This window comes from Desulfosediminicola flagellatus (assembly GCF_005116655.2).
Taxonomy (GTDB): domain Bacteria; phylum Desulfobacterota; class Desulfobulbia; order Desulfobulbales; family Desulfocapsaceae; genus Desulfopila; species Desulfopila flagellata.
Map to the genome: position 1 here is coordinate 1,160,936 of NZ_CP050698.1, position 17,283 is coordinate 1,178,218.

The following is a 17,283-nucleotide window of genomic DNA, read 5'->3' on the forward strand; positions in this document are numbered from 1 at the left end:
GTTTGCATGAAATATTACTTGTAACTATTCAGCAGCACCCCACCTGCCCCCGATCGGGACGCTTCGCATAGGCATACTATAGCCAATCGTCCCGCTTGAGGCCATCTGGAGCACTGCTAAACAGTTACGGCCTACAGAAAAGGGTACGTATGAGGTCTTGGCTGAACAGTTACTATTACTTTTGTAATAATCTGGCCATATCCTTGGCAAAATAGGTGATGATTATATCTGCACCTGCACGTTTTATTGAGAGCAGGGTTTCTTCCATCACTTTATCACCATCAATCCATCCTTTTTCAGCTGCAGCTTTTATCATCGCATATTCACCACTTACGTGGTACGCGGCGATGGGCAAGTCAAACTCATCACGCAGTTTGGAGATGATGTCCAGATAGGCAACAGCAGGTTTTACCATCAGAATGTCGGCACCTTCGTCAACATCGAGTGTAGCTTCACGAAGAGCCTCCCTGCTGTTGGCAGGATCCATCTGGTAGCTGCGGCGATCTCCAAACGTTGGGGCGCAGTCGGCTGCATCTCTGAATGGTCCGTAAAATGCAGAAGCATATTTAACAGCATAGGACATGATGGGAATGTTATCGAAATTATTCTCGTCAAGTGTCGCACGAATCTCAGCAACCCTACCGTCCATCATATCAGAAGGCGCTACCATGTCGGCACCGGCATTGGCATGCGAGAGAGCAGTTTTTGCCAGGATCTCAAGTGTTGCGTCATTGTCTACGCTGTTGTTTATCAGGCAACCGCAGTGGCCATGATCTGTATATTCACAGAGGCAGACATCTGTAATCACCATTAATTCTGGTGCTTTATTTTTGAGCTCTCTGATTGCTCTTTGAATAATGCCGTCTTTAATGTGAGCTCCGGTTCCCATTGCATCTTTTTTCTCTGGGAGTCCAAAGAGAATTACTCCATTGATACCGAGCTTAAGGCACTCTTTTGCCTCAGCTGCAAGTTGGTCAACAGATAACCTGAAAACTCCGGGCATGGATGGAATTTCTTCCCGTACCTTTTTCCCTGGCATAACAAAAATGGGATAGATAAACTGGGCAGGGGAAAGATGCGTTTCCCTGATAAGTGATCTGAAAGCACTGTTTTGTCGCATACGGCGTGGACGATATTCTGGAAAAACCATATCAGCTCCTGTAGTAGTCTATTTTTAGCCAGAATTGATCATAAACTGATGTCTGATTCTGGAGTTATTTCTGAACTCAGCCGGGTAATGTTAATCACATTTTTTGCGGCTGATATTTATTGTGCACGTTTTACAAAGAACATGTGAAAAACACGAGTAAAAAGTACGTGTCGGGTTGTTAGTGCGTGAGTGATCTGTGAAATGTCAGATCTATTGTATGATGTCGAGACTCTTCAGCTTTTTATGGAGATGACTGCGCTCAAGTCCGACCTGTTCTGCAGTTTTAGAGATGTTGTGTTCGTTCTGGTCAAGTTTATGTTGCAGGTACGCTCGCTCAAACAATCGCTTGGCCTCTTTAAAGTCTGAGGAGAGAAACGGGGTAATAGACGATCCGCTACTCACCTTCTGTGCCTGTTCTGTCGGGTTGAGAAATAGACGTACCTGATCCCCTGAAATTGTGTCGTCCGGGCACATGATTGCCAGTCGTTCGACAAAATTTCTGAGTTCACGAACATTTCCTGGCCAGCTATGTTCTTTCAAGGCGGTAAAAGCGTTTTCGGAAAAATGCTTCACACCGACACCTTTGCCTGAAATGGTTTTCATGAGGCTCTCAACAAGCTGGGGTACATCTCCAATACGCTCCTGCAATTTCGGAACGTGAATCGGTACAACATTAAGGCGCCAGAACAGGTCAGCACGAAAGTTGCCGTTTTCGATTTCTTCTTCAAGGTTTTTGTTGGTTGCGGCAAGAACTCTGACGTTTACCTTGATGGTCTTCGAACCACCTACCCGCTCAAATTTCTGTTCTTGAAGAATGCGCAATATTTTTGCTTGTGTTTTAAGACTCATATCACCGATTTCATCTAAGAAAAGAATACCGCCATCAGCCTGATCAAATTTACCTTTTTTGCTGGTGTGGGCACCGGTAAAAGAACCTTTTTCATGACCAAAAAGCTCAGATTCTATGAGTTCTTCAGGGATTGCAGCACAGTTAACTTCGATCATCGGTTTATTGCATGACGAAGAAAGCCGATGGATTGACTGAGCAACGAGTTCTTTGCCTGTGCCATGATCTCCACGGATAAGCACCCAGGCATCGGTCGGGGCAACCATTTCGATTTGTTTTTTTATGGCGCTGATCGCCTCGGATGTACCGGTTATCTGGGTGGTTCGCTGAGTGGTCTCGCGCAACAACAGGTTTTCCTGCTCAAGCTGTGCGAAACGCAGCCCATTAGTAATAGCGAGTATGATTTTGTCGTAGGAGAGTGGTTTTTCGATAAAGTCAAAAGCACCATTTCGTGTAGCCTGGACAGCAGTTTCGATTGTACCGTGTCCTGATATCATGATTACCGGCAGATCAAATCGCTCTTTAATTTTGGGAAGAGCTGCCATACCGTCCATGTTTTCCCCAAGCCAGATATCAAGTAGTACCAGATCTATATGCTCTTCATCGAGTATCTCAAGCCCTTCTTCAGCAGATGAGGCGGTGACAGCATCAAATCCTTCATCTTCTAAAATACCTGAAAGGGACTGCTGAATACTTGTTTCATCATCAATAATGAGTATGCGTTTGCTCATAGTATATTACGTGTTTTATTCAGGCTGTTCAGCTTCCTGAGAATCGGTTAGAGAGGGGAATCTCTTCTTTCGGTCATTGGTAACTCAATGGTAAAAACAGATCCAGCAGGTTCGTTGTTGTGAACCCTGATATAGCCGTTGTGGTCTGAAACAATTGTGGAGACAATGGCAAGTCCGAGGCCTGTTCCCGTCTTTTTGGTGGAGAAGTATGGTTCGAAAAGCTTGAGTTTGTTTTCTTTTGAAATTCCCGGCCCGGTATCGCTGACCTTGATAAAAATCGAGTCTGAACCATTATCCGGTGCAAGCTCAACTACTATTTTACCGCCAGCAGGTAAAACTGCAACTGCATTATCCAGCAGGTTTATTATGCACCGCTTGATCTGTTCCGCATCAAAGTTGAAAATCGGTACTGGCGAAGTTTCCTTGAGTGTGAATTCTATATGTTTATGAGCTTCTCTGTAAAGAACGAGTGTATCCTTGGAGAGACTGCTCAGATCAGCCGGCCCTTTTTGTACTTTTGGCATCCTGGCGAATTGACTGAACTCACTCACCAGGCGTTTTAACTCATCAACCTGGCCTATGATGGTGTTGGTACACTGGTCGAAGACGCTATCTTCTTCTGCAAGTATCTCCGGATAACGGCGTCGTAACCTTTGAGCAGAAAGTTGGATGGGTGTAAGAGGGTTTTTGATTTCGTGAGCGATACGTTTAGCTACTTCACGCCATGCAGCCATACGCTGCATCTTCTCAAGTTTGGTCAGGTTATCGAAGACTAGAACATAGCCGAGAGGTGTCTGTTTCTCATCTTCCAGCCTGGTGAAGTGAATCAGCAGTGAGAAGTTCTTCCCCATGATGTTTATTTTGAGATGCTGTTCAATCGAAGTTTTACCTGTGATGGCGAGCTCGTCAATAAACCCCTGAATGATCATCCCCTGACTTTCGTGAAGAACTTCGTTGAATGTCTTGCCTATAAAAAAACTTTTATTGATACTCAGCAGTTTTTCAGCAAATCGGTTGATGGTAGTGATACGATTTCCTTCATCAAGAGAGATAACACCGGCAGAAACGTTTTGCAGAATAATTTCGGTGTAACGACGCCGTTGCTCAGATTCCTGAGAGCTGAGAGTTAAGGCCGTATGTGTTTCTGCAAGCTGTTTGGTGCTGGTATTCAGGTTCATTGTCATCTGGTTAAATGAATTGACGAGATAGCCGATTTCATCATTGGATTCACTTTGCATCTCAAATTCGAGATCGCCATCAGCGACACGACGGGTAGCAATAACAAGTTCACCAAGAGGGCTGGTGATTCCACGGGAAATATACATTCCGAACCAGATGGCAGCAAAGATGATCAGCAGGGTGACAATGAGCAGGATTATAAATATCCAGAATTTGAATGGATCCTTGAAGTGTTTAAGCTGACGATATCCTTCGATTCCCTGGGATATGAGTGTCATGCGCTCAAGTCTTTCGTTTGTAACCAGAACTGAAGTGACAAGTATTGCTCTGTCTTCAGGGTTACCTCCCATCTGAATAGAGGCGATACTTCGTATAAGATCTCCCTGATTGGTTTCCTGGATGATTGTATCTCTGCCTTCCAGGGTCTTAACTTTTACAATCAGATCAATGGGGATTTTAGGGAGGATGAGGTTATGGGTGTTAGGGCCGAGGATCGATACCTGAAGGTTTGTTGCGCCGGTAATGTAGGTGATTGAAGAGGGCCCGTATATGGCGTTATCTATAAGCAGATCACGTAGTACCTGGTTGATTTTTTCAGGTGGAGCTCCGTCGAGATTATGCTTTGCAAGTTTTTCAGAGAGCCCTGAGTTCATCATGTCTGCTTTATCGGAAGCATCATGAAGAATGGATTGTGCAAGTTCGAGTGATTCCTGCAGGGACTCTTCGATATTTGAGTTAAACCAGTATTCCATACTGGTTGAAACGAATTGTAGAGAAACAAAAAACAGCAGTACGGTCGGGATAAGGGTGAGGCAGAGAAAAGACGAAATGAGTTTTGTTTTTAATCTGCTTCCGGGTTTGTTTATCCTCCGTTCAAAGAACAGCTCTGCGAGTGAGCGCAGTACAAGAAAGAGAACAAACAGTACCAACAGTACGTTGATGTTTATCAGGCCGAAAATAAGAATGTTGCTGCTGATCGGGAGCTTTGCTTCCTGCTGGTAGAGCGTGGTCTGCAGGTAGATGAAAACAGGGATCAGGGCCAGGCAGATAACAATGACCAATCGTACCAGTTTCCGTTTTTGCAGGAGCTGTTCACGGCTGTACTGACGTTCTGAGTAATCTTTACCAGATCGTTCCGGGGCAGGTGAGAGCCCGGTTGTGGGTGGAGTGTGGTGTGTCACTGCTAATTAATAGTTAAATTCGAGGGAATGCCACTTTGTTTCCCTGTCCCACCAAGTGAAAGGCAGGATGCGATGCAGGCTCAGTGGCAGAGTTTTTTCGAAGAGGCTCGCCTTAATTTTAAGTAGGTACGTTTTATCGGGAACGAGATTGGTGAGTTCAATAACTTTGACACCGTTGACCTCACTCATAGTTTTCTGTGTATCCTTGAGGTCCTGAAGCAGAACGATCTTGTTGTTGATTTCGCCAAGTTCAACCTTATAACTATCTTTAAGTGTGTCATATGTCATGGTGTGACGAAATTCCATCTCCGTCAGCAGTTGTTCAACATTGTTTTCTTTTTGAAATAGTTCGATAAAAAACGAAAAGTGTACAGGCACACCGCTTTTTACACCAGAGATCATTTCTTCAGTAAAACTGTTGTTGATTACGCCAAACAGAATCAGGTGAGTTTCCGATGTTGTTGCGATGAGATCAGTAAAGGTAACCTTTTTTGAATCATCCTGACCGGAAAAGCATAGCGGGGTGATGATCGCCATTGATACAGCCAGTAAGATGGTTATAAGTATCTTTTTTTGCATAAATTATAAAGCAGTAACCACTCTTGGGGTGTGGCAGCAGATTTAAAAGAACAATCGTGTTCTTAATTTCCAGGCTGCACGTTCTTTAAAGTGACTTGACTGGTGTGGATAGTATATAATGACGTGTTGTTACACGGCATGTTTGTCCCATGTTTTAGTGAATAGTAATCTACTTGATATTACGCTTGATGTCCATTAATGGCTTGTGCAGATAAGGATAGCAGTGTAATGGCTAGAAGGTTGTCCGAAATGCACTTTTACCCCGAATCTTCGTTGTTTCTAAAGAATAATGCTCGTAATATCATTTGTATGACTGCACGTATTTTTTAGAAATGTCTCGATTCGAGATGAAATTCCTATTCTCGGACAGCCTCCTGCATAAGACTGTGTTGCCGTGTAATAATTGCTTGACCATCAGATTGAATGAATGTATTATGTGCATATGAACAATTGCGCTTGACTAATGTACGTATATTTAAACAGTATTGGAGAATAAAGGAAATGAGAATAGCAATTCCAACAGATAATCCCGGTGGACTTGAAGCAAATGTCTCCGGTCATTTTGGCCATTGTGAGGTGTTCACTATAATCAACCTCAGTAGTGATAAAACGGTTGAAGCTGTAGAAGTTATTGCCAATGGCGGCCACGAAGCCGGTGGCTGTATGACTCCTGTAAAGCTTCTCAATGATGCTGATGTGAAGGCAATCGTTGTTGGTGGCATGGGTGCACGACCTATGCAGGGTTTCGCACAGGCTGGAATTGATGTATATTTTTCAGTACAGGGCACAGTACAGAATGTCCAGTCAGTAGTCGATAAATTCACTAATAATCAATTGCCGCTGATGCATGCAGATCAGGTTTGTAAAGGTTCCGGCAACTGTCAGCATTGAGAATTTGCATTTTTGGTCTATCGGCTGTATAAAAGACGGAGTACCACAAATGACCGGTTGATGAATGTATTAGTCAGCCATCCTCTTAGTATTCAAGATTATTATGTCGCCAAGACCCAAAAAAACAAGAAAATGTGAGGCGAGTTTCTGTGGGCATGCTTACAAGCCAACAGGAACTCCATTATCGGAACTTAAGCAAATCGAACTTCATCGTGATGAACTCGAAGCGCTTCGCCTGTGTGATTCCGAAGGACTAACGCAGGAGGAGGCTGGATTGCGTATGGGGGTTTCCAGAGGTACGATACAACGTATCCTGACAGTCGCCAGAAAGAAAACATCAACCTCGCTCGCTAGAGGTTACGCAATTATCTTTGTCGATGACGAAGAATAGCGTGATGAGTTCTCAGCAATAACCAAAGTCATTCCAGTCATCGCAACAGCATTTTTGATGTTGACCTCGGCGATGACTCTCCACCTACGATAACTTCGGGAATAAAAGCTTAATTTGCAGGGGGAATTGCAAGTAAAGCCTGGTGAGTAGCTGCTTGAAGGTTGGTGTCTGCTTTGCAGATCGCAGGGAGTTTGATACCGGGTGGTATCTATTTCCTGCGATCTGAAATCATTGACGCCGGTAGGCGGTGTTTTCCGTCCGGATGAAGAGAAAGTCTTAAACGTTTTCACGTGTTTTCATGAATTCGATCTCCGGCCATTTTTCTTTATGGAAATTGAGCATCCACTCGCTCTGGGCCAGAAAGGTGAGGAAACCTTCAGAATCCCGGGCAAGTGCCTCCTGATTTTTTCGTTCGAATTCCTGCAATTTTTTCTTGTCGTCGCAATGTATCCAGCGTGCTGCTTGGTAGTCAACTGGTTCATAGATTGCATCGACACCATATTCATTCTTCAATCTTGCCATAGTGACTTCGAACTGGAGTACACCGACAGCACCCATCACATAATCAGAACCGATCATTGGCCTGAACACCTGAATGGCGCCTTCTTCAGCAAGCTGCACCAACCCTTTTTGGAGTTGTTTCATTTTTAAGGGGTTCTTGAGCAGTACGCGTCTGAAGTGTTCAGGAGCAAAGTTGGGGATGCCTGTGAATTTTAGTTCTTCTTTGGTGGTAAAGGTGTCGCCTATCTTGATCGTTCCATGGTTGTGCAGACCTATAATGTCACCCGGAAATGCTTCTTCAACATTAGCGCGTTCCTGAGCCATAAATATTGTCGCATTGGAGAGTGAAATATCCTTACCTAGTCGGTGATGCTTTACCTTCATTCCCCTGATGAATTTTCCTGAACAGATTCTGAAAAAAGCGATTCGGTCGCGATGGGCAGGATTCATATTTGCCTGAATCTTGAAAACGAAGCCGGAAAATGCATCTTCTTCAGGGGCTACCGTACGGGTTTGCGCTTCCCGTGGACTTGGCTGGGGTGCCATTTCAACGAAGGCATCAAGTAACTCTTTGACTCCGAAATTATTAATTGCACTACCAAAAAATACAGGAGTCTGGCTTGCTTCGAGATAGTGATCCAATTCAAAAGGGTTAGCCGCCCCTTCGAGCAGTTCAATGTCTTCTCTGAGTTCGTCAGCCTGGATGCCGAGCAACTCATCAAGTTTTGGATCATCAAGGTCCTTAATGGTGACGGTCTTGATATCTCGTGTTTCCTGTCCTGCAGTAAAAAGGTGAAGGCATTTCTGGTAGATGTTGTAGACACCTTTAAAGTTTTTCCCCATTCCGATTGGCCATGAAAGAGGAGTACATTCTACCTGCAACTTTTCTTCTATCTCGGCCATAAGATCAAGCGGATGAAGTCCTTCACGATCAAGCTTATTGATGAAGGTGATGATGGGTGTATTGCGCATTCGGCAGACTTCCATCAGTTTCTGTGTCTGGGCTTCGACGCCTTTTGCACTATCAATGACCATAATAGCTGAGTCAACTGCAGTGAGAACGCGATACGTATCTTCAGAGAAATCCTGATGACCTGGAGTATCCAGGAGGTTTACCTCGTAATCACGATAGGTGAACTTCATGACAGATGTAGTGACGGAGATACCACGTTCCTGCTCAATAGCCATCCAGTCACTGGTCGCATGACGTTCAGTTTTTCGTGACTTAACGGCACCTGCCATGTTGATGGCGCCACCGAAAAGCAGGAGTTTTTCTGTTAAGGTCGTCTTACCTGCATCCGGATGGCTAATGATGCCAAAGGTGCGGCGTCTCTCAATTTCATTCTGGAGTTGTTTACTCATATCTATATAAACCGGAGATTATACTTTCATTTACTGTTCAGTCTTATTATAAGAACAAGCTGAAAAAATGCAGAAGAATAGGCTCTTTTTCCCATATTGCAACTAGAAAATTACTCAATCATGAAAAATAAACGCACCGTTCTTGTAACAGGAGGCTGTGGTTTTATCGGTTCAAACTTTGTCCGGTTACTGCTTGACGATTACCCGGAGTGGCGGGTGATTAATCTCGATAAACTTACCTATGCCGGTAACCTGCGGAACCTTAAAGGGATTACTGAAGGTGAGAATTACCGGATGGTAAAAGCCGATATCTGTGATGCTGAGGCTATTGAAAACCTCTTTATCGAGGAAGAAATAGATACAGTTGTTCATTTTGCAGCTGAATCCCATGTGGATAGATCAATTTCAGGGCCGGCAGAGTTCATCCAGACAAACATTATCGGAACCTTTACATTGCTTGAAGCTGCCAGAAAGAACTGGTTGGCTGAGGGCGTGGACGATAGTCGGGAAAAATGTTTTCTCCACGTCAGCACTGATGAGGTGTACGGCTCTCTGGGGGAAACAGGGTTCTTCACAGAAAGCACAGCCTTTGACCCGCGTTCGCCATACTCGGCCTCTAAAGCATCATCTGATCATCTGGTGAGTGCATATTTCCATACCTACGGTCTGCCTGTCAGAATAACTAACTGCTCAAACAATTACGGCCCGTATCAATTTCCTGAAAAGTTGATCCCACTGGTCTTTAATAACAGTATGCTTGGAAAAGAGCTGCCGGTATATGGCGACGGGAAAAATATTCGTGACTGGCTGTATGTCGAAGACCATTGCGAGGCGATAGTAGAAGTGCTCAAAAAAGGTGAAAACGGTAAGAGCTACAATATCGGCGGCAATAATGAGAAACAGAATATCGAGGTAGTCACACTTATTTGCGATATCCTTGATAGAAAGATCGGGCTGCTGGAGAGCGGTGAGCCGAGAAGTTCACTGATCACCTTTGTTAAAGACCGACTGGGTCATGACAGGCGCTACGCCATAGACCCAACCCGTATACGAGATGAACTGGGTTGGGAGCCGAAGGTTACTTTTGAGTCCGGTATAGAAAAAACGCTGGACTGGTACCTTGAAAATCAGGACTGGGTTAAGGCCATTGTCGATGGCAGCTATCAGAACTATTACCAGGAAATGTACGGGAAATAACCCCTGTAAGATACGCATATGAATATAGTACAGACCAGTATACCGGATGTGTTGATCGTCGAACCTAAGGTCTTCGGTGATGATCGAGGTTTTTTTCTCGAAAGTTTTAACCAACATCTCTGGGAGGAGAAAACCGGCCTGAAAAAAAACTTTGTTCAGGATAATCACTCCCGCTCAAGTAAAGGCGTACTCAGAGGTATTCATTACCAGCTTGGAAAACCTCAGGGCAAATTGGTACGTGTTGTTTCCGGGGCCGTGTTCGATGTGGCTGTAGATTTACGTAGGTCTTCACCTACCTTCGGTAAATGGGTCGGGGAAATTTTAAGCGCTGAGAATAAACGTCAACTCTGGGTGCCTGAAGGATTTGGTCACGGTTTTGTGGTAATCTCAGACAGTGCGGATTTTCTCTATAAAACGACCGATTACTACGCACCGGAATTCGAGCAGTGTATAATCTGGAACGATAAAGATATTAATATAACCTGGCCTTCTGATATTGAGCCGCGACTTTCAGCTAAAGATGAGGCTGGCGTTTCATTTGTTGAGGCGAAGGTGTTTGACTAAACACAGTGAGTGTTTTCACAATCTACCCGCACAATAATTGTGTGGGTAGATAGAGTTATTTATTCATTCTGTTCGATTATTTCGGGTTCCTTCCATCTGCCGGCACCCGGACCCGACAGGGTGCTGAGTCCGCCAGCGCCACGTGTAACTTTTATTTGCGTGGCAATCCTTTCCTGCAATCCTTTCACATGGGATATTACGCCTATCAGCTTACCTTCCTGATGGAGACCGCCTAAGGTATCAAGCGCTGTCTGCAAAGATTCATCATCAAGTGTTCCAAAGCCTTCATCAAGAAATAGCGAGTCTACCTGAACATTGTGGCTTGCCATGTTTGAAAGACCCAGTGCAAGGGCCATGCTAACTATAAAGCTTTCACCACCCGAAAGATTTTTTGTTGATCGCATTTCACCCGCCTGATAGTTGTCAATTACCTGCAACTCCAGCGGCTGTGCCGGGTCTCTGATCAGCAGGTAACGGTCTGTCATCTTTTGCAGACTCATATTTGCGTGGCCGATCATTATCTCGAAAGTGAGTCCCTGAGCAAAATTGCGGAATTTTTTCCCATCATTAGAACCAATAAGTTCATGGAGTCGAGACCAGCGATCCACCTCCTGCTGTTGAGACTTCATCTGCTCAATTTTCTGTTTATGGATCTCTTGCTGCCGTTGGTTATCCAGTAGTTGCTGATTTAAGGCACCTGTTTCCTGCTGCAGGGCGGAGAGCTTTTGCAGATAGTCATTCATCTGGCTGATGAGTTCTTCTTTTCCTACCTCTGTGAGTTTCTGATCATGTATCTCATTGAGCAAGGTCTTGTCTGATTTAAGGATTGCGTTTACTTCCTCCATCCGTTTCTGCTGCTCATTCAAATATTGAACGAGTTGATTCAGAGAATCCTCTTCCATAATTGAAGAAAGAAATTGTTCGCTATTGGCGAAACCAGCTTCAACTAACTTCGTATTGAAATCGTTTAGGGCTTTATGCAAATTCGCTGTACGATCATCAGTTCTTTCTTGAAGTGACGATGCCCGATCTGAACGGATAGCGTGCTGCTGCTGTAGTTCATTAGCTGTAAGACGCAGTTTGGTAACAGTGTGTTCGGTTGCTGAAATTTCTTTTGCGATATTCTGTTCAATAACATCCGGGTCATCGCTACCCATGAGTTGAAAACGTTCTTTCTGAAGTGTTTCAAAGACTGTTTTTATCTTGAGCACGTTGCTGTTGCATGTGGCGGCACGCTCCTCAAGCTGTTTGATGAGGAGTTGTTGACTTGAAAGCGCACTTTTATGTTTGAGAATGTTTTGAGAGACAGATTGCAGTTTTTCTACTGATCGTAACCAGAGGTCTCGTTTTTTGCGGAGAGTATGTAGTATCTCCTGGAGATTGTCGAGTGAGAGAGACAGGTCTGTGAAACCGTTCAGTACTGTTGAGAGGTTTTCAGAAAGCAGGCTCAACTGTCCGATTTCTTTTATACTGCTTTCTTTGAGTTTGTCTTTTTGCTCTGTGCACTTATCGCCTGCATTCACCAATCCCTGCATTTTAAGTTCGGCATCATTTGAGAGGCGGGTTACTTCCTGAAGTTGTCTTACTGTTTCTGCAAGAATTCCATTGTGTTTCTCGGCCTTTGTCCGGATAGCCTGCAATTCTGTTATTGCACGTTGTGCATTCTGCATCCTGGCGGTGATTCTGTTGACCAGATGAGAGTCTACATCTATACCCAGCAGTCTGCACTTTTCACTCAACGCCTGTCTGCATTCATCAGACATACGTTTCTGATTCTGAAGTTCCGTTGCTATATGATGAGATCTCGCATTAAATGCCGCTATTTCAGCCTGGATTGTGCTGAATTCTTCCCTGGCTGCATGAAGTTTTGCTTTATCTTTTTGTAATTGCACTTTTTCATCAGATTCTTGTGGTATCTCTGATAATCTGTAAGGATGTTCGGGTGAACCGCATAAGGGGCAGGGAGTTCCAGGCTTGAGGGCGTTACGTTCTGTTTCCAGACTAGTGATTTTTGCGGCGAGCAAAACTATCTTTTCCTGCTTTTCGACCTGCTCTTCACGAGTAAGAACAGTTTTGTGACTGAGGTCTTTCTTATTCAGAGCAGTTGCTGTTTCAGCCTCGACTTTTTCAACGTCTTTTTGAAGAGCAGCTATTTGAGCTATATGCTGCTGAAGTTGGTTTGCGAGGTTTGATGCCTGTTCAAGAGAATGGAACTGTTTCTGCTCCTCACTCTCTTTGTGAAAGAGTTGGTCAAGAGATATGCCCTGAAGCATTTCTTGCACATTGCTCCTACACTCCTGCTCTTTTTTCAAGAGGCTGTCGTGTCTAACTCGGAGTTCTTGAGTATGTGTTTTTTGCGCATGTATTTTTAGCAAACATTGCTTTTCTGCATTTTGCGCATCGAGTATCTGCTGTGCAGTAGCCTTGTGTTTGTGTGATTGCTCAACGTACAGGTTGATTTGTTGCTGTATGCCGCTGAATTCTTCTACAAGTTTACTGTTACAGGCCGAAGCTTTTTGATACCCTTCTATTTTTTTAAGCGTTAATTCCTCTTCCTGAATCGCTTTTTCACTATTTGTCTGATCAATTTTTAGTTGATTGGTTTTTTTAGCTGTCTGCTCTAGTTCGTTTTCAAGCGTTGTACGTTGCTGTAGTAAATCATTGAGCTGCTGGTCAAGTGTTCGTACTTTTTTTAATATAATGTTACTTGAAATTTGTGATTCTTTGAGGGTCGTTAACTGGTGTTCTGTCGTATTGAGTTGAGTAGTGTTTTTAATAATTTTAGGATCCAGATCCTTTATGAAGAGCCTGCATGCTGTAAGCTCTTTAAGCTCAGAATTCTGGAGTGCCTGCTGTTCCTGTAATCGGGAATATACAGGAACGAGTGGTCTGGACTTTTCGGCGGCATGACGTTGCTCCCGTTTTAGAGATAATTCCAGCCATTGCTGTTCGAGTTGCTGTACATGCTGTAACCCCGTGTTGATTTTATTCTGGAGTTGCTCCTGCCGCTCATACCAGTCCAGAAGTTTGCGATGACCATTTACCTGTTGATCAGCCCCTGCTGACAAGGTTTGCAATTCTTTCAACCGGGTATGTATTGTATCCAGCGCCTCAATCCCCAGCGGGAGGAATCCATCACATTCCAGGCTTAGCAGAGCGAGCTTTGTCTGTTCTTCAGCTCGTCGTTCATGAACTTTTTTTGAAATACGACTGTAAATCTCAGTGCCTGTGATCTGCTCAAGGATGGGTGCCCGGTCATCCGGATTGGCTTTCAGGAAGGTATTGAAGTCGCCCTGCGCAAGAAGAATAGAACGGGTGAACTGGTCATAGTCCATGCCTGTTACTTCAACCACTTTCTTTTCAACCATCTTCAGTTTGGTTTCCAGTGGCGTATTACTGGCACAGTCGACAATTTCGTGCTTCTGGGGTTGCAGATCTCCCGCAGGTGATTTTCTGGCCCTGTGCTGGCTCCAGTGGCAGCGAAAGCGTCCCTTTGCTGTGCTGAACTCAACTTCCGCCCAACATAAACCGGTTTGCCTTGTCATTACCTCGTTGGATGATTTTGTGACCTTCTCTAGTCGCGGGGTACGCCCGTATAATGCGAGGCACATTGCGTCAAGTATCGTTGTCTTACCAGCACCGGTGGTTCCAGTGATAGCGAAAATTCCATCAAGGAGATATTCAGGCGAAGTGAGATCGATAAACCAGGTGCCGGCAAGGGAATTCAGGTTACAGAATCGAATGTTAAGAATTTTCATTTTTCAATAGTGTGTTAAACAAAAGCGGAGGTGCTTTTTATTCTGCCCTGAGGTCTTCATCTTCAATTGCCTGAATGGTTTCTCGAAACAGATGCAGGAGCTCTGGCTGCTGGCTTTCTGCTATATTATGTAATTCAAGGCACTTTTCAAAAACTGTCTCCTGAGTCATTGTTTCCAGAGTATGGTCAGGGGTATTCTGCTGCATGACCGAGCGCATGAGCCGATTATTCAGGATGCGGAGTATCTCGATCAATGAACCGGATATTGCGTCTGCAAGGGTCGCCTGCAGATTGGCTATGATCTCTTCTCCGTCATAAATTACTTCGAGCCATACAGGTGTTTCAGTTGTAATCAGCGTATCAATCTCTTCCAAAATATACTTCAGATCACCACGAATACTCTTGAGTTCCTGAAAACACGGTACTTGTATTTCGGTTACACTGGTTTGTCCGTGTTCAATATCAACTTGTAGGATACATTTTGATTTTTTGGCCTCACTGAAACTCATTGGCAACGGTGATCCGCTATAGCGATGTACTGGGTTTTTGCCGACAAGCTGACTGCTGTGTAGATGACCAAGTGCGAGATAATCGAAGCAGGTTGGAAAAGATGATGAATTTACATAGACGAGCGATCCTACATATAGATCCCGTACACCGTCACCCTCTACTTTGGTGCCACCTGCTGCAAACAGATGACCGGTTGCAACTATAGGGAGCGATGATGATCGTGATTGCTGCTGAATTGCTTCTGCAATGTCTGCCACCTGTTTGTAATGATCTGCTATGCCATTCAGAAGATTTCTGTTTTTATCATCAAGGTCTTCACCAGCGTTTGACGTACGGATATCTCTGTCACGCAGGTATGGAACTGCACAGACAATGAGTTCGTCTTCACCTGTGTTGTTTTTAAGCACAATCACTTCGTCTTCGATATTTTCCTGTGTGCTGCCGATTACATGAACGTCAAAAAAGCGGAGAAGCTCCCGGGGAGCTTCAAGCAGTGTCGGTGAATCGTGATTACCGCCTATAATGATTATGTGCCTGCAACAGGTGGAAGAGACTTCTTTCAAAAACTGATAATACAGACGCTGGGCCTTATTGCTTGGTGTACCGGTATCGAATACGTCACCTGCAACGAGTAGAACTTCAATCTCATTGAGTGAGATTGTCCTGACCAGCCATGTGAGAAATGAGGCGAACTCATCATAGCGTTTTCTTCCATAAAGGTTTCTGCCAATATGCCAGTCGGAAGTGTGGAGTATTTTCATAAAGTTTATCCAGAATCAGTAAGGTGAAAATAACAAGCGAGTAGTATACAGTTTTGTGTTTTGCAATGGAATTAAATTATAAATCTGCTGTCATGTTGACATGATGTAGCCACTGGAATAAAACACGACCATGGCTATTCGGCAGAACCAAATCCTGTGGATGAACATCATAGGAACATAAACACTACGATTAGCAATCTTTTCTAAGACATGTATTGACATACTATTTATGAGGAAGCGGGGCTATGAGTCTGGAGAGCAGTATTACATTTTTTGCGGCACTATTTATTTTTGCGATTACACCCGGTCCGGGAGTGTTTGCAATCCTGGCAAGAGCATTGGTGTCTGGATCCAGATCCTGCTTGAGTTTGTGTTTTGGTATGGCAGTGAGCGATGTGGTCTATCTTATACTGGCCTGTTTCGGGCTCTCGACAATTGCTGAGAATTATGGAACTGTTTTCACCATCATTAGATTTGCAGGTGCAGGCTATCTTATATATCTTGGCTGGAAAATGTGGGTTACTGAGGTAAACGTTACTTTACAACAAGAACATTCACATAGTGGTCTTCTGGCCGGGTTTTGTCAGGGGTTTCTTATCTCGGCATCAAATCCGAAAGTTATTTTGTTTTATATTGCGTTTTTACCGACGTTTATGGATTTAACTGTTTTATCATCAGGTGATATTGTCCTGGCAGCCTGTCTGGCCATCACCGCATTAATGTTGGGATTGATGCTGGTTGCCGTTTCTGCTGCGTCTGCAAAAAAGGTCTTTCGTTCTGAATCTGCTATGAAAGGCCTGAATCGATCTGCAGGAGGGATTATGGCAGGTGCAGGTATCTACCTTGCTTCAAATAGCTGATTGGTTATCAGTCGGATTCCAGGATTCTATTCTAGAATAGACTCTTGAGAATGACCATTATCTGGCGATACAATACGAAAAGATACCTGAGATATTCGGGGTTACCTGTAAAGGATTACGAGTTATGCGCGCAAGTATTGGACCTATTTTACTTATTGTTGTTGGTGTTCTGTTGCTGTTGTCAAATCTGGGCTTTGTTCAGATCGGTCAACTCAAGGTGATTTTTAAAGAGTGGTGGCCGGCATTACTGATAGTTATCGGCCTGTTACAATTACGAAGACGCGGGTAAATGGTGGACGAACTTATCTGGCAATCTGATTACGATGTTGGCATTCCCGACATAGACGATCAGCACCGTATGTTTCTGAGATTAGTAGGGAAAATACGGGCTGAAAAAGGCAGTGGCGCTGATAACGAAAAGATGAGTCTCCTGCTGAGCGAACTGCTTAAGTATGCGGAATATCACTTCTGCAGCGAAGAGAATTTAATGTATGGATGTAACTATCCAGAACGTGCTGAGCACAGTCGAATTCACGAAGAAATCATTGCAGAATTACGTAACCGTGTGTTTGCCGTAAAGTTCGATTTAGACGATTATGATTCTCTTGAGGCGTTTTTGTTCAACTGGATTGTTAACCATATTTTGAAAGATGACAAAGCGTTTGCAGCATATTTTCGAAATGTGTAAATCAATTATTATCAAATCCCGATTGCGCCTGTGAAAGTGACTGAAAAACGTCCAGGGGACTGCGATAACACAGCCCCCTGATAAATGAATATTGAGTGATCTCTTAATCTTTTTTCAGGTTCGTAAGTCATCTT

General features: G+C 44.1%; 14 protein-coding genes. 7 read left to right on the forward strand and 7 right to left on the reverse strand.

The window, feature by feature from the left end; genetic code table 11:
• Positions 1-175 precede the first annotated feature (175 nt).
• The 4 genes from hemB to FCL46_RS04820 all read right to left on the reverse strand — a co-directional run bounded on the left by hemB (position 176) and on the right by FCL46_RS04820 (position 5,667).
• On the reverse strand, positions 176-1,150 hold the full coding sequence (hemB, locus tag FCL46_RS04805) for a porphobilinogen synthase (protein WP_136805243.1): 975 nt from the start codon (positions 1,148-1,150) through the stop codon (positions 176-178).
• Positions 1,151-1,360: 210 nt separating this feature from the next.
• Positions 1,361-2,728: a sigma-54-dependent transcriptional regulator gene (locus FCL46_RS04810; protein WP_136805244.1), complete on the reverse strand. Its 1,368-nt coding sequence runs from the start codon at positions 2,726-2,728 to the stop codon at positions 1,361-1,363.
• 47 nt (positions 2,729-2,775) lie between these two features.
• Positions 2,776-5,088 (reverse strand): sensor histidine kinase, encoded by a 2,313-nt coding sequence (locus tag FCL46_RS04815; protein ID WP_136805245.1) that lies wholly within the window; start codon positions 5,086-5,088, stop codon positions 2,776-2,778.
• A gap of 6 nt (positions 5,089-5,094) precedes the next feature.
• Positions 5,095-5,667: a DUF4390 domain-containing protein gene (locus FCL46_RS04820; protein ID WP_136805246.1), complete on the reverse strand. Its 573-nt coding sequence runs from the start codon at positions 5,665-5,667 to the stop codon at positions 5,095-5,097.
• A gap of 501 nt (positions 5,668-6,168) precedes the next feature.
• On the opposite strand from FCL46_RS04820, the gene FCL46_RS04825 reads away from it, so the two are divergent.
• Together FCL46_RS04825 and FCL46_RS04830 are read left to right on the forward strand one after the other, a co-directional pair.
• Positions 6,169-6,558 (forward strand): NifB/NifX family molybdenum-iron cluster-binding protein, encoded by a 390-nt coding sequence (locus FCL46_RS04825; RefSeq protein ID WP_136805247.1) that lies wholly within the window; start codon positions 6,169-6,171, stop codon positions 6,556-6,558.
• 103 nt (positions 6,559-6,661) lie between these two features.
• On the forward strand, positions 6,662-6,949 hold the full coding sequence (locus tag FCL46_RS04830) for a DUF134 domain-containing protein (RefSeq protein WP_136805248.1): 288 nt from the start codon (positions 6,662-6,664) through the stop codon (positions 6,947-6,949).
• Positions 6,950-7,225: 276 nt separating this feature from the next.
• On the opposite strand, the gene FCL46_RS04835 is transcribed toward FCL46_RS04830, so the two are convergent.
• Complete coding sequence (locus tag FCL46_RS04835) at positions 7,226-8,812, reverse strand: peptide chain release factor 3 (RefSeq protein WP_136805249.1); 1,587 nt, start codon at positions 8,810-8,812, stop codon at positions 7,226-7,228.
• A gap of 120 nt (positions 8,813-8,932) precedes the next feature.
• On the opposite strand from FCL46_RS04835, the gene rfbB reads away from it, so the two are divergent.
• Together rfbB and rfbC are read left to right on the forward strand one after the other, a co-directional pair.
• Positions 8,933-10,009, forward strand: a complete 1,077-nt coding sequence (gene rfbB / locus FCL46_RS04840; RefSeq protein ID WP_136805250.1) for a dTDP-glucose 4,6-dehydratase — start codon at positions 8,933-8,935, stop codon at positions 10,007-10,009.
• Positions 10,010-10,027: 18 nt separating this feature from the next.
• The gene (rfbC, locus tag FCL46_RS04845; RefSeq protein ID WP_136805251.1) at positions 10,028-10,573 is read left to right on the forward strand and encodes a dTDP-4-dehydrorhamnose 3,5-epimerase; all 546 of its coding nucleotides are present in this window, start codon (positions 10,028-10,030) and stop codon (positions 10,571-10,573) included.
• Between the two features lie 59 nt (positions 10,574-10,632).
• Here rfbC and FCL46_RS04850 read toward each other — a convergent pair whose 3' ends face one another.
• The gene (locus tag FCL46_RS04850) at positions 10,633-14,331 is read right to left on the reverse strand and encodes an SbcC/MukB-like Walker B domain-containing protein (RefSeq protein WP_136805252.1); all 3,699 of its coding nucleotides are present in this window, start codon (positions 14,329-14,331) and stop codon (positions 10,633-10,635) included.
• Between the two features lie 37 nt (positions 14,332-14,368).
• The gene (locus tag FCL46_RS04855; RefSeq protein WP_136805253.1) at positions 14,369-15,601 is read right to left on the reverse strand and encodes an exonuclease SbcCD subunit D C-terminal domain-containing protein; all 1,233 of its coding nucleotides are present in this window, start codon (positions 15,599-15,601) and stop codon (positions 14,369-14,371) included.
• A gap of 245 nt (positions 15,602-15,846) precedes the next feature.
• Between FCL46_RS04855 and FCL46_RS04860 the strand changes: the two genes are divergently transcribed.
• From FCL46_RS04860 to FCL46_RS04870, 3 genes are all read left to right on the forward strand, one after another.
• Entirely contained in the window at positions 15,847-16,461 is a 615-nt protein-coding gene (locus tag FCL46_RS04860) for a LysE family translocator (protein ID WP_136805254.1), read from the forward strand.
• A 124-nt stretch (positions 16,462-16,585) separates the two neighbouring features.
• Complete coding sequence (locus FCL46_RS04865) at positions 16,586-16,750, forward strand: LiaI-LiaF-like domain-containing protein (RefSeq protein WP_167505730.1); 165 nt, start codon at positions 16,586-16,588, stop codon at positions 16,748-16,750.
• Positions 16,751-17,149 carry a bacteriohemerythrin gene (locus FCL46_RS04870; protein ID WP_136805255.1) on the forward strand — a complete coding sequence of 133 codons (399 nt, stop codon included), beginning with the start codon at positions 16,751-16,753 and terminating at the stop codon, positions 17,147-17,149.
• The last annotated feature ends 134 nt before the right edge of the window (positions 17,150-17,283 follow it).

What these genes read in the sequence shown, in the direction of transcription:
- FCL46_RS04865 (WP_167505730.1), top strand. Translation starts at nt 16,586, where the DNA reads ATGCGCGCAAGTATTGGACCTATTTTACTTATTGTTGTTGGTGTTCTG.
- rfbB (WP_136805250.1), top strand. Translation starts at nt 8,933, where the DNA reads ATGAAAAATAAACGCACCGTTCTTGTAACAGGAGGCTGTGGTTTTATC.
- rfbC (WP_136805251.1), top strand. Translation starts at nt 10,028, where the DNA reads ATGAATATAGTACAGACCAGTATACCGGATGTGTTGATCGTCGAACCT.
- FCL46_RS04855 (WP_136805253.1), bottom strand. Translation starts at nt 15,601, where the DNA reads ATGAAAATACTCCACACTTCCGACTGGCATATTGGCAGAAACCTTTAT.
- FCL46_RS04870 (WP_136805255.1), top strand. Translation starts at nt 16,751, where the DNA reads ATGGTGGACGAACTTATCTGGCAATCTGATTACGATGTTGGCATTCCC.
- FCL46_RS04830 (WP_136805248.1), top strand. Translation starts at nt 6,662, where the DNA reads ATGTCGCCAAGACCCAAAAAAACAAGAAAATGTGAGGCGAGTTTCTGT.
- FCL46_RS04825 (WP_136805247.1), top strand. Translation starts at nt 6,169, where the DNA reads ATGAGAATAGCAATTCCAACAGATAATCCCGGTGGACTTGAAGCAAAT.
- FCL46_RS04820 (WP_136805246.1), bottom strand. Translation starts at nt 5,667, where the DNA reads ATGCAAAAAAAGATACTTATAACCATCTTACTGGCTGTATCAATGGCG.
- FCL46_RS04810 (WP_136805244.1), bottom strand. Translation starts at nt 2,728, where the DNA reads ATGAGCAAACGCATACTCATTATTGATGATGAAACAAGTATTCAGCAG.
- hemB (WP_136805243.1), bottom strand. Translation starts at nt 1,150, where the DNA reads ATGGTTTTTCCAGAATATCGTCCACGCCGTATGCGACAAAACAGTGCT.
- FCL46_RS04860 (WP_136805254.1), top strand. Translation starts at nt 15,847, where the DNA reads ATGAGTCTGGAGAGCAGTATTACATTTTTTGCGGCACTATTTATTTTT.
- FCL46_RS04835 (WP_136805249.1), bottom strand. Translation starts at nt 8,812, where the DNA reads ATGAGTAAACAACTCCAGAATGAAATTGAGAGACGCCGCACCTTTGGC.
- FCL46_RS04850 (WP_136805252.1), bottom strand. Translation starts at nt 14,331, where the DNA reads ATGAAAATTCTTAACATTCGATTCTGTAACCTGAATTCCCTTGCCGGC.